The 11,363-nt window shown below is 58.7% G+C and carries 11 protein-coding genes; 4 read left to right on the forward strand and 7 right to left on the reverse strand.

Annotation, left to right across the window (positions count from 1 at the left end; all coding sequences use genetic code 11):
- The first annotated feature begins 90 nt into the window (after nucleotides 1–90).
- Nucleotides 91–978: a DUF92 domain-containing protein gene (locus AC5S3R_RS08820; protein ID WP_494266651.1), complete on the forward strand. Its 888-nt coding sequence runs from the start codon at nucleotides 91–93 to the stop codon at nucleotides 976–978.
- A gap of 10 nt (nucleotides 979–988) precedes the next feature.
- Here AC5S3R_RS08820 and AC5S3R_RS08825 read toward each other — a convergent pair whose 3' ends face one another.
- Together AC5S3R_RS08825 and AC5S3R_RS08830 are read right to left on the reverse strand one after the other, a co-directional pair.
- On the reverse strand, nucleotides 989–1,630 hold the full coding sequence (locus AC5S3R_RS08825) for a YdcF family protein (protein ID WP_494266652.1): 642 nt from the start codon (nucleotides 1,628–1,630) through the stop codon (nucleotides 989–991).
- 15 nt (nucleotides 1,631–1,645) lie between these two features.
- On the reverse strand, nucleotides 1,646–2,290 hold the full coding sequence (locus tag AC5S3R_RS08830; RefSeq protein WP_494266653.1) for an L-threonylcarbamoyladenylate synthase: 645 nt from the start codon (nucleotides 2,288–2,290) through the stop codon (nucleotides 1,646–1,648).
- 376 nt (nucleotides 2,291–2,666) lie between these two features.
- Here AC5S3R_RS08830 and AC5S3R_RS08835 point away from each other — a divergent pair, with 376 nt between their 5' ends.
- Together AC5S3R_RS08835 and AC5S3R_RS08840 are read left to right on the forward strand one after the other, a co-directional pair.
- Nucleotides 2,667–3,503 carry a TrmH family RNA methyltransferase gene (locus tag AC5S3R_RS08835; protein WP_494266654.1) on the forward strand — a complete coding sequence of 279 codons (837 nt, stop codon included), beginning with the start codon at nucleotides 2,667–2,669 and terminating at the stop codon, nucleotides 3,501–3,503.
- Nucleotides 3,500–4,876, forward strand: coding sequence for a replication-associated recombination protein A (locus AC5S3R_RS08840; protein WP_494266655.1), 1,377 nt, complete (start codon nucleotides 3,500–3,502; stop codon nucleotides 4,874–4,876). The genes AC5S3R_RS08835 and AC5S3R_RS08840 overlap by 4 nt, the downstream gene beginning before the upstream one ends.
- 36 nt (nucleotides 4,877–4,912) lie before the next feature.
- Here AC5S3R_RS08840 and AC5S3R_RS08845 read toward each other — a convergent pair whose 3' ends face one another.
- From AC5S3R_RS08845 to lnt, 5 genes are all read right to left on the reverse strand, one after another.
- Nucleotides 4,913–5,098, reverse strand: coding sequence for a hypothetical protein (locus tag AC5S3R_RS08845; RefSeq protein WP_494266656.1), 186 nt, complete (start codon nucleotides 5,096–5,098; stop codon nucleotides 4,913–4,915).
- 225 nt (nucleotides 5,099–5,323) lie between these two features.
- On the reverse strand, nucleotides 5,324–7,693 hold the full coding sequence (locus AC5S3R_RS08850) for a protein-disulfide reductase DsbD family protein (RefSeq protein ID WP_494266657.1): 2,370 nt from the start codon (nucleotides 7,691–7,693) through the stop codon (nucleotides 5,324–5,326).
- Complete coding sequence (locus tag AC5S3R_RS08855) at nucleotides 7,650–8,084, reverse strand: CoA-binding protein (protein WP_494266658.1); 435 nt, start codon at nucleotides 8,082–8,084, stop codon at nucleotides 7,650–7,652. Before AC5S3R_RS08855 ends, AC5S3R_RS08850 begins: the two co-directional genes overlap by 44 nt.
- Nucleotides 8,085–8,281: 197 nt before the next feature.
- Nucleotides 8,282–9,416, reverse strand: a protein-coding gene (prfB, locus tag AC5S3R_RS08860) for a peptide chain release factor 2 (RefSeq protein WP_494266659.1) whose coding sequence is annotated in 2 segments (ribosomal slippage) — nucleotides 8,282–9,343 and nucleotides 9,345–9,416 — 1,134 coding nt in all. Because the reading frame shifts where the segments join, the coding sequence is not laid out codon by codon here.
- A gap of 7 nt (nucleotides 9,417–9,423) precedes the next feature.
- Nucleotides 9,424–11,109, reverse strand: coding sequence for an apolipoprotein N-acyltransferase (lnt, locus tag AC5S3R_RS08865; protein WP_494266660.1), 1,686 nt, complete (start codon nucleotides 11,107–11,109; stop codon nucleotides 9,424–9,426).
- A gap of 122 nt (nucleotides 11,110–11,231) precedes the next feature.
- Between lnt and AC5S3R_RS08870 the strand changes: the two genes are divergently transcribed.
- Nucleotides 11,232–11,357 (forward strand): hypothetical protein, encoded by a 126-nt coding sequence (locus AC5S3R_RS08870; protein ID WP_494266661.1) that lies wholly within the window; start codon nucleotides 11,232–11,234, stop codon nucleotides 11,355–11,357.
- Nucleotides 11,358–11,363 lie beyond the last annotated feature (6 nt).

Raw genomic sequence — 11,363 nt, forward strand, 5'->3', positions numbered from 1 at the left:
TGCGAGTGTAAATCGTCAGGGATACCAGTTGTAAATCGATTCAGTACACAACTTTCTTGTCCTTCCCTGACATCCGGTTACGATAAATACGTGAAGCCGACAAACCTCAACTGGCAATCCAAGCTCGTCCTTCTGATAGTTGTTGCGCCCGTCGCCATCAACGTCGCATGGCAACTACGCTTCTGGCTTACAAGCCAGCCGCAAGTCGCCATCTGGGCCATCGGACTCAGCGCACTCCTCGGCCTCCTCGCATGGCGCTCCCGCTCCGGCACACCCGCAGCAGCAGCCACCGGAGCACTCATATGCGCCAGCATGATGTTCTCGACATTCGTCTTCCCCTATCACCCATGGCAAACAGCCATCATCCCCATCCTCACCGTGCTGGTGCTCACCTCGCTGGCCACCCGCTTCGGACGCAAGCAAAAAGAAAAACTAGGCATGGCCGAAGAGAAACACGGACGCAACGCCGCACAAGTCTGCGCGAACCTCGGCTTCGCCGCGCTGGTATGCACACCGGCAGCAGCCTTGCTCTTAACCCGCGACGCCGGTACGTTCAACAGTTCGCTCGAAGTCCTTCTGGCATTACCCGCTTATGCAAGCCTGGCGGAAGCGGCTGCAGACACAGCATCTTCAGAGATAGGACAAGTTCTTGGCGGCCAGCCCTTTCTGCTGACCACGTTTCGTCGCGTAGCTCCCGGAACCGATGGAGCCATCAGCCTGGCCGGAACGCTCGCAGGAGTAATAGCTGCAGCCATCGTGGCCGGCATCAGCACCCTCGTACTGCACGGCAACTGGATCACGATATGCACCATTGGTACGGGAGGAGTATTCGGCCTGCTCTTTGACAGCCTGCTTGGCGCAACTATCGAACGCAAAGGCTGGCTGAACAATGACGCAGTAAACTTTCTTTCCACCGCCAGCGCCGCATTCTTTACGCTCATCCTTGTCTTGCTTTCGATTCGCAACGAGCCACTGTAAGCACAAGCGCTCAATCCAATCGCAGCCGCCAAAGCGTATACGCCAAAACCTCATGCGCATACCGCTCAAAGTCCCTCGGCCTGTCCGCAATCGGAGCCGACGGTCTCGGCGAAGTAAACACATTCAATCCATCCGCCGCGCAAATCTCGTGTATCCGAAACAAGTGCGCCCCATCGCTCACAATCACCAGCCGCTGCAGATTATTCGTTCGTGCAATCACCGCCACGCGCCGCGCAGACTCCGAAGTATTCCGGCTCTGCGTCTCCGCAATAATCGCCTTCTCCGGCACGCCCTGCGTCATCAGGTAGTTGCGCCCCACGCCGCCCTCGCTGTACTCATCGCCGCCATCGCCACCCAGCGTAATCACCAGCGGAGCAATCCCATGCCGGTACAGCGTCAGCGCATGATTCAGCCGCGCGCGAAACACCGGCGAAGGCTTGCCATCCCACTCCGCCGCGCCAAAAACCACAATCGCGTCTGAAGGAGTAGCCTGGTCCATCCCGGCAAAGTAAGCAATCTGCGTATAAACCCACCCGCACCACGCCGCCGCAGCCAGCAGCAAAACAAACACTAGCACAAAACAGAGCGTCCATCCCCAGCGCCGCCGCGGGACACGCCCCTGTGGGTCCGGTGTGATTAGGTGCGTGCTCATCCACCGGCCTCCTTATTACCGCTGCAATACCATGGCAATCTCGTGCGTAGGAATCGCGCCCTCGCGCAAAATCATCCACCGCCCCGGCCCCAGGCTCAGGTCCACAATCGTCGTCGGCTGCGAGCGCCCCGTCGGCCCGCCGTCAATAATCAGCGGAATCCGGTCGCCAATCTGATCCCTCACACAAGCCGCATGCGTACACTCGCTCGCACCCTGCAAATTCGCGGAAGTCGCCGTAATCGGCAGCCCAAACTTCTCCACCACCGCTCGCGGAATCGCCGCATCCGGCACCCTCAGCGCCACGTTGCCCGTGTACGCCGTCGAGCGCAGCGGCAGCTTCGTCCCCGCGCGCAAAATAATCGTCAGCGGCCCCGGCCAGAACTTGTCCGCCAACCGGTCCAGCATCGGATCGTTGTCACGCACAATCTCATACGCCTGTGACAGGCTTGCAACCAGCAGCGAAAGCGGCTTATGTTTCTGCCGCGTCTTAATCTGGTAAATCTGCTCCACCGCATGCAGATTCACAGGGTCCACGGCCAACCCATAAAAGGTATCCGTAGGCAACGCAACAACACTGCCCTGCCGCAGACACGAAACGATATAGTCAATCCGGTCTGGTTGGGGCTCGTCGGGATGAACACGCAGAATTTCAGCGGACAAAAAGCTCTACCTCGTGCGTACGAATCGAGTGGCTACAAGTTCGGAAGCTAACACAGCACCCATCCCCGTGCAAGCTCACGCCGTCACAAACCTTCAATCCGTTTGAAGCCGCCTTGTAAGTCCACAACTGCTAGGCCGGGGATTTCCCCCGGCAATTAACAGCTCCAAAAATATTTCCAGGCTTTAGGCAGTGTCTGACAAATCCATTTGCCACCAGTTTTGAAAGGGCACAGCTTAGCCGTGCCACAAACAATCGCAAGTTCGATGGGCTTTAGCCCCTGAAGGATGCTTTTGAAGCTATGCACTTCTACGCCACGGAAAGATGTTTAATACGCCACCAACGAATAGAATCGTGAATGTACGCTAAAAATCTCCCATGCCTGTCCGAATCGTCCAAAGCAAACAAAACGCCCGTCTCAAAGAACTGCGCCGCGCGCTCAGCAAACCTCCGCGTTCCGGCGAGAAACTGGCGGCCATCGAGGGGCCCAACCTCGTTGAAGAAGCCGTGCGAGCGCGGCTTGCAATCGAAACTGTTTTCTTGGCACAGGATTCGGAACAGCTTCTGAATGATCTGGCATTGCCACCAGAAACAGAAGTACTGCTCCTGCCTCAGGAACTGCTCACTCCTACTCTGACAACCGAGGCTCCACAACCGATTGCAGCCCTGATTCGGCAGCCCGACTGGATTTGGAGAGATTTGCTGGAAGGATTGGCAGAGTACGGCAATGCGCTGATTCTTGTGCTGGCTGGATTGCAGGACCCCGGCAATGTCGGCACGATTGTCCGTTCAGCGGAGGCTTTTGGTGCATTCGGCATTGTGAGCCTTCCGGGAACGGTGAGTGTATGGAATCCCAAGGCTGTGCGCGCTTCTGCTGGAAGCGTCTTTCGTGTGCCGGTGATTGCCTCCACACTTGAGGAAATGCTTCCACTGTTTCGCCAGTTTCGCATCTCCATCTGGACGACAGCAGTCCAAACGGCAACTTCAATTAGCGATGTGGATTTTACGGCCCCCGTAGCGCTCATCCTCGGCAATGAAGGCAACGGCGTTCCACCGGAAGTCGCAGCCAGGGCCGACGGCGTACTCACCATCCCCCACCCCGGCCCCGTCGAAAGCCTCAACGCCGCCATCGCCGCCAGCATCTTGCTCTATGAAGCCGCCCGACAGCGCACCATGGCCCCAGCATCCGCACAACACACAAGGAACGCCCAATGAGCCTCTTTGACGGAGAAATCGAAGGCTCAAAACACGCCTCGAAAAGAACCTACACCGAAGGCGCGCCCTTAGCCGAGCGCATGCGCCCCCGCACCCTCGACGAATACGTCGGGCAGGAGCACTTGCTAGGCCCCGGCAAGCCCCTCCGCGTGCAAATCGAACGCGACAGCCAGGGCACCGGCGAACTCGGCTCCATGATTTTCTGGGGCCCTCCCGGCGTGGGCAAAACCACGCTCGCCAAAATCATCGCCGAAACCACCCGCGCCAACTTCGTAGAGTTCTCCGCCGTCCTCAGCGGCATTAAAGAAATCAAGCAGGTAATGGCCGACGCCGCGCGCGCCGCCGAAATGCACGCCCGCACCATCCTCTTCATCGACGAGATCCACCGCTTCAACAAAGCACAGCAGGACGCCTTTCTACCCTACGTCGAGCGCGGCTCCATCCGCCTCATCGGCGCAACCACAGAAAACCCCAGCTTCGAAATCGTCTCGGCCCTGCTCTCCCGCAGCCGCGTCTACGTCCTGCAGGCATTAAGCGAAGACCGCATCGCCGAACTGCTGCGCAGGGCACTCGACGATAAGGCTCGCGGCTTAGGGGAAATGAACCTAACCGCCGACGATGAAGCACTCGCGCTCCTCGCCGGTTACTCCAACGGAGACTGCCGCGCCGCCTACAACACGCTGGAAGTAGCCGCCCAGCTAGCCGCTGCCGGCACGCAACACATCGACAAAACCCTCGCCACGGAAGCCGTACAGCAGCGCGTGCTCATATATGACAAATCCGGCGAAGAGCACTACAACCTCATCTCCGCGCTGCACAAAAGCGTCCGCAACTCCGACCCCGACGCCGCGCTCTACTGGTTAGCCCGCATGTTCGCCGCCGGAGAAGACCCGCTCTATCTAGCCCGCCGCGTAGTCCGCATGGCCGTCGAAGACATCGGCCTCGCCGCACCGGAGGCCATGAACCTCTGCCTCTCCGCAAAAGAAACCATGGAATTTCTAGGCAGCCCCGAAGGCGATCTAGCGCTGGCGGAAGCCGTAGTCTACCTCTGCCTCGCACCCAAATCGAACTCCGTCTACACAGCCTTCGGCGCAGTAAAATCCGAAATCGAGCACACGCGCCAGGAGCCCGTACCGCTGCACCTGCGCAACGCGCCTACAAAATTGATGAAGGAACTGGACTACGGTAAAGGCTACCGCTACGCACACGACGAAGAAGGTAAAGTAGCCGACATGGACTGCCTCCCCGACTCGCTCAAAGGCCGCACCTACTACCACCCCACACAGGAAGGCCGCGAAAAACTGCTAGGCCAGCGCCTCGAAGAAATCCGCCAGATCAAGGCACGCAAAAAGGGCACGCTATCCAACGGATAGCAGCCCGCGAGCAGCTTTCACGCAACGTAATTGCCTTCAATCCTCGTAAGTCTGAAAATTCCACGCCTTCGCATCCCCGGTTTCCAGTTCCTCATCCATGCCGGTTGAATCCGCAAGATGAACCGAACCGAGCGCATCGTTATAAAGCACATCGTCAGCCGAATCCCTGGGATCAACAAATTGCCAGTTCGGCCTGTAGGGCGGTCTGTATTCGAGCCTCATATGCGCGGCCCTCCATGCGAGTGTGAGATGAGGCAGGCAGCAATGGAGTTGGGCGGGCTGCCCGATTCTTCTGTGAATTTCTCGCGCCGCAAAGGTCGCCAATCCAGCAGGCAACCACAAGGCGCATCCGCTAACTTGCATCAGCCGGTTGCAATCAAACAGGCGGAGCCAGAGCCCCGCCCGCAACCTGCCAATATCTATACTCCATTTTTCTCGCGAATGGAGTTATTTCCTCACAGAAGCCGTAGTTTTCGGCAGCCCATTCAAAGAGTCGAGCACAATCCCCGGAGTCAGCGCCTCCGGCAACAGCTTCGGCCCTGTCTGCCCCGGCGTATACAGCGCATAAGCCGGAACTCCGCTGCGCCCCAGCTTCTCCAGCGCCTGCGCAATCGCCTCGTCATGCTGCGTCCAATCCGCCTTCAGCAGCGTCACATTCGCATCTGCAAATGCCTGCTTCACTTCCGGCCTGCTCAGCGCCACACGCTCATTCACCTGGCAGCTCAGGCACCAGCTCGCGGTAAAGTCCACAAACACCGGCTTACCAGCAGACAGGCTCTTCTGAACCGTATCCTCCGACCAGGCCTGCCAACTCCCGCTCTGCGCCGTCTGCTCCACAACAGGCGCAGCAGCAAACGACTTCGCAGCATACAAGCTAAGTCCCACAACCAGAACGCCAAGCCCGGCAGCCAGCCCCGTAGACCAACCCTTCGCAGGCCACCGTCCCAAAAACCATCCAGCAATCGCCAACAGCAGAAACGCCGCCAGCAACGCGGCCAACAGCGTCGCGCCATAGCTTCCCGCCACCACCCATGCCAGCCAAATCACCGTAGCAAAAATCGGCACGGAAACCGCCTGCTTCAGCCATTCCATCCACGCACCCGGCTTAGGCAAAAGCTTCGTCCACGCCGGCTGCAGCGTCAGCGCGACATAAGGAGCAGCCAGCCCCAACGCCAGCGCCGTAAACACAGCAAACGTCACCAGCGCCGATGCGGATAGCGCATACCCGATCGCCGCGCCCATAAACGGAGCCGTGCACGGAGTAGCCACAATCACCGCCAGTACGCCGGTAAAGAAGCTTCCTGCAAATCCCTGCTTCTGCGCCAGCGATCCACCCGCGCTCGTCAGCGAAAGCCCAATCTCAAACTGCCCCGCCAGCGAAAGCCCCAGGAAGAACAAGAGCGATGCCATCAGCATCAGGACGATAGGCGACTGAAACTGGAATCCCCACCCTAGCTTTGACCCGGCAGCACGCAGAGCAAGCAGCACCGCCACCAGCGCCCAGAACGAAACCAGTATCCCCGCCGTATAAACCAACCCATGCACCCGCAGCCGTCCGCGCTCTTCCGAGCTCGACTGCACCAGCCCCAGCCCCTTCAAAAACAGCACCGGAAACACGCAAGGCATCAGGTTCAAAATCAACCCGCCCAAAAACGCCAGCCCCGTAATCTTGAACAGACCAGACTGAGCCGCCACAGGCGCAGCCGCAACAACCGGAGCCGCAGCAACAGGCGCAGTGGGCTTCACCGCAACCGGCGCTACCGGAACAGCATCCTTCGCAGCCTCAACCGGCACCGACGCAACAGCAGCCGTCTGCTCCGTCGAAGCAGCCGCAGCAGAAGCCGTCCCCGCCACAGCCGCAATCTCATAAGCCCGCCCGTGCGAAAGCTCAATCACACCATTCAGCTTCGCCGGATTCGCCGTCAGGCTCGCATCTTTCTTCAAATCCAGCGTGAAGCCTTTAGCCGTAGGCGTCACTTTCTCCGGCGCAGGATTATCAATAATCTCCTGGTCAGCCGGAAAGAAGACAGCCTGCGTCTCCCGCTGCCCCGTCTCCACATCCAGTTGGAACCCTGCCGCTGTGGGATGGAAGAAAGCCTTCGCACTCGGCGGCAGCACCTTCGGAACCCGGTTCGCCAGCCGCGCATACAGCCCTGCATCCGGGTCCACAGCCGAACCCGCGCCCGGTCCAACAGGCCGCGTAGCCTCCAGTTCCGCCTTGCCCGGAATGCACGTCTCGCGGCAAACCAGCCAGTCCACCTTCGCGTGCAAAACCGCATTTCCCGACTGCACACTCGGCGCAACCTTCAGCGCAAACGGAAACAGAACCTCGTTCTCATAGCCAAAATCCATTAGCGGCCCAATCGGCAACCGCTGCGGCGCAGGAAACTCAAGCCCCCCCGCCGTAATCCCATCCGGCAGCGTCCACTTCATATGCGGAGGCTCGCCCGCATCGCCCGCGTTCTTCCAGTAAACGTGCCACCCCGGCTCCAGCTTGAAGTAGAGCCCAGCCTTCGCCGTATCGCCGGCCTTCAACCCCGACTCAGGAATCACAAGCTGCACATGCAGATGCAGCGCATCCGCGGAAGCGCCCTGTCCCAGCGCCGGAAAAGCCGCCGCAAGCACCAGAAAAAGACCGGAAATGTACCGAAAAATTCGCATTTTATTCCGTAACAATCCATTGGACGCGCCAACCACCACCCGCGCCGCAGGGAAATTCTCCATCCCAACCACTCTATGCGCGGCCTCGCAGCGGATTGTCACGCCAATGTCATCAATCCACAGCCAACTGCGCATGCCGCCGGAAGATGCAGTCATTCTGCACCGCCTTCACGCCAGCCGCTTCCGCCCGGGCCACGGCCTCATCATGTATCACTTCATCCTGCAGCCACAGGTACTTGATTCCAAGCCGGATAACATCATCCACAATCGCCGGAACAAACTCGGACGCCCGGAAGACATCCACCAGGTCAACCCCCTTGCCCGTCTCGGCAACCGCCGCCTCCTGTGCCGCGTCCAGCGTAGGATACGCCTTCAACCCCAGCACTTCCTCAATCGCAGGATTGACCGGAATCACCCGGTACCCCTGCTGATGCAGATACTTCCCAATATTGAAGCTGGCCCGCGCAGGCTTATCGCTCATCCCCACCACCGCAATCGTCCGCGACTGGTGCAGCATCTCCTCAATCACTTCCGGCTCATTCGCCATCACTGCTCCCTGATACCCCCATCCAACAGTTTGGAAAAGGCGCAACTGGTAGGCCGGGGATTTATCCCCGGCAATCAAACCGCATACAAAATACACTGGGCTTCAGCCCATGAGGTAAGCTCTTGCTGAGATACCTCAGTCGTAAGCTCTCCCATAATCCAGCTAAAAGCTAATAGCTGGAAGCTAAAAGCTGCCTTTCAAACATCCAAATCATCATCGCCCGCAGCCACAGCCGTCCCGCGCCGCTTCGCCAACAGATAGCCCTTCAAAAACGGCTCCAGATACCCGTCGAGCACCTTATCCACATCGCCTACTTCCACCTTCGTGCGGTGATCCTTCGCCATGCGATAAGGCTGCAGCACATACGACCGAATCTGCGACCCGAAGTTAATATCTAGCTTCGAGTCCTCCAGCTTCTTCGTCTCCGCGCGCTTCTTTTCCAACTCGTACTCGTAAAGCCGCGACCGCATCACCTTCATCGCCTTCTCGCGATTCTTAATCTGCGAGCGCTCATTCTGGCAGCTCACCACAATGCCCGTAGGAAGATGCGTCATACGCACCGCGGAGTCGGTCGTATTCACATGCTGCCCGCCCTTGCCGCCCGAGCGGTACGTATCAATCCGCAAATCTTCCTGCTTGATGTCCACATGAATCGAGTCATCAATCTCCGGCGAAACAAAGACCGAAGCAAAGGAAGTATGCCGCCGCTTCGCCGAGTCAAACGGCGAAATCCGCACCAGCCGGTGCACGCCGCTCTCCCCCGCCAGCATGCCAAACGCATACTCGCCAAAAATGGTGAAGGTCGCGGATTTAATCCCCGCCTCATCCCCATCCTGGTAATCATTCATTTCGGTTTTAAAGCCCTGCTGCTCAGCCCAGCGCAGATACATCCTGAGCAACATCTCCGCCCAGTCCTGGCTCTCCGTGCCGCCCGCGCCCGGATGCACCGTAACAATCGCATTCAGCGCGTCCGTCTCACCCGAAAGCATCGTCTTCGCCTCAAGTTCCTCGGCAAACGACGAAAGCCCCTTGATATCCCGCTCCAGGTCGGCAAGCACATCCTCGCCCTCCCCGGCCAGCTCAAAGTAGGCTTCAATATCGCCCGTGCGCCTTACCAGCGCCTCGTCGTCAGCGATCAGCCCTTCCAGCCGTTTGCGGTCGCGCATCAGCGGCTGACTGGCAGCGGAGTTGCTCCACATCGCCGGATCAGCAAGCTTGGCTTCGATGTCGGTTAATTCCCTGCGTATGCGCGCCGGGTCAAAGATACTCCCGCAGGTCGCGCACCTGGTCGCGCACGGGAGCATAAGCGAACTCTAAATCGTTCAACGTCATTTTGCTCTTAAGACCTGACTTTGTGTAAGACTTGCGAGCCGCCGCGCTTACTGAAGCTCCACGCAACCAACCCGATACTCCCTATTGTACAAAGCCAGGCAAACACATCCCCATGCTCGGTATAGAACGTAGTCTCCGAGTTATACCCAAACTGCGCCACCAGCGCGTCCACCTTGTGCCGGGGAATACTCTGCCTCACCGTCCCATTCGGATCAATCACCGCCGTCACGCCGTTATTCGTATCCCGCAAAATCCAGCGCCGGTTCTCAATCGCCCGCATCCGCGCCATATTCAGGTGCTGCCAAGGCGCACTCGTATCGCCATACCACCCATCATCCGAGATGTTGACGAAAACCTCCGCCCCACTCTTCGCAAACTCGCGAACCTCATCCGCAAACACACTCTCATAGCAAATAAACACGCCATATTTGTGCGCCTGCCCATTCGCATCTTCAATACGAAACACATTCCGGCTCCGTCCCCGCGCAGTCTCGCCCACTTTATGCGTCAGCTTCTTCGCAAAAAAGAAAAGGTCGCGATACGGAACAAACTCCCCAAACGGCACCAGGTGAATCTTGTCATACCGCCCAATCCGATTCCCCAGCACATCAAACACAATCGCGGAATTGAACGTCCTCCACTCCCCGTCGTCCGCCGCCTCCATCCCCACGCCGCCAATCACCAGCGGCGAGTGAGCCGTCTGCGCAACCACCCTCATCGCATCGCGAAAGCGATTCTCTTCCTCGTAATACGAAGCAGGCGACTCCGGCCACGCCACCAGCGAAGGCTGCCCACAGCTCTTCCCCGCCACCACCGCACCAGTCTCTGGAATCCCCGTCAAATCCGGCCCGCACTCCCGCATCGCATAATGCAGAAACTGCCCAATCTGCTGCGTCCAAACCGCGCTCGACCAAACCCCCGACGCATCCACATCCAGATTCGGCTGCATCAACACCGCCGAAGCCGTAGCCTTCGGCAACCCTGGCTGCGCAAACAGCCAAACCACGCAAATCCCCACCGGAGCCAGAATCGCCCCCGCAAACCGTGTCCGCTGCGGCTGCAGAACAATCCCCGCAATCGCCGCATTCACCAGCACAAGGAAAAACGTAATCCCATACACACCCGTCAGCGGCGCAAGATGCGTCAGCAGCGGATTATCCACCTGCGAATATCCAAGCTGATCCCACGGCACCGAAGTAAACCGCGCCGCAACAAAGTCCAGCCCCGTCCAAAGCACCGGCGCAGCCATCAACGCCGTACTCAGCCCTAGCCACCTCGCAACAAACCGCACTCCCAGCCCAAACAGCCCAAAGTACCCACCCAGCACTAAGCTGTAAAGCAGCAGAATCCCCACCGACCCAATCGCCGGCACCCCGCCATGAATCTGCATCGTGTCATAAATCCAGTAGCAGTTCCCCGCATACCAGAGCACGCCGCAAAGATACCCAATCAAAAACGCCCGCCGCAGCGGACGGCGCGCAGGCAAGCCAAAAGAAGTTTTCAGGGAGGCTGAGGCGTCAGCCCCCGAGGCATGTTTTACATCCGAAAGCACCGCCCAAATCAACGGCACCAGCCCCACAAACGCAATCAACCCGCGCCACGCCGGCATAGGCCCGGCAAGAGGAAACGGCAACTCCAGCAACCCAGCGGAAACCACAGCCGCAACCCACGGCAAGCCCTTGCGAAGATTCATACAAAACCGAGTCTACCGCACACAAGAGCACCCAAATCCATCCCGCCTGCCCCCTGCACCCTTTATCCTTCCCTTACCCTTTCCGCCCACTTCCCTTACCGCTTTCTCCCTACCATCAACACATGGCTGCTCTATCCATAGCTATGCACGTTCTCGTATTCCTCTTCTTCCTCGGCATGGCCGGCTCCTCCATCGTCATCCTCATCAGCTTCGTAGAAGACATCAAGCATCTCTTCAGCAAGGAATAGAGCAAG

The organism is Occallatibacter sp. FHG110214_02, assembly GCF_059115385.1.

Coding starts and splice junctions, on each gene's coding strand:
- AC5S3R_RS08825 (WP_494266652.1), bottom strand. CDS start 1,630: ATGAGCACGCACCTAATCACACCGGACCCACAGGGGCGTGTCCCGCGG.
- AC5S3R_RS08835 (WP_494266654.1), top strand. CDS start 2,667: ATGCCTGTCCGAATCGTCCAAAGCAAACAAAACGCCCGTCTCAAAGAA.
- AC5S3R_RS08840 (WP_494266655.1), top strand. CDS start 3,500: ATGAGCCTCTTTGACGGAGAAATCGAAGGCTCAAAACACGCCTCGAAA.
- AC5S3R_RS08845 (WP_494266656.1), bottom strand. CDS start 5,098: ATGAGGCTCGAATACAGACCGCCCTACAGGCCGAACTGGCAATTTGTT.
- AC5S3R_RS08850 (WP_494266657.1), bottom strand. CDS start 7,693: ATGACTGCATCTTCCGGCGGCATGCGCAGTTGGCTGTGGATTGATGAC.
- AC5S3R_RS08855 (WP_494266658.1), bottom strand. CDS start 8,084: ATGGCGAATGAGCCGGAAGTGATTGAGGAGATGCTGCACCAGTCGCGG.
- lnt (WP_494266660.1), bottom strand. CDS start 11,109: ATGAATCTTCGCAAGGGCTTGCCGTGGGTTGCGGCTGTGGTTTCCGCT.
- AC5S3R_RS08870 (WP_494266661.1), top strand. CDS start 11,232: ATGGCTGCTCTATCCATAGCTATGCACGTTCTCGTATTCCTCTTCTTC.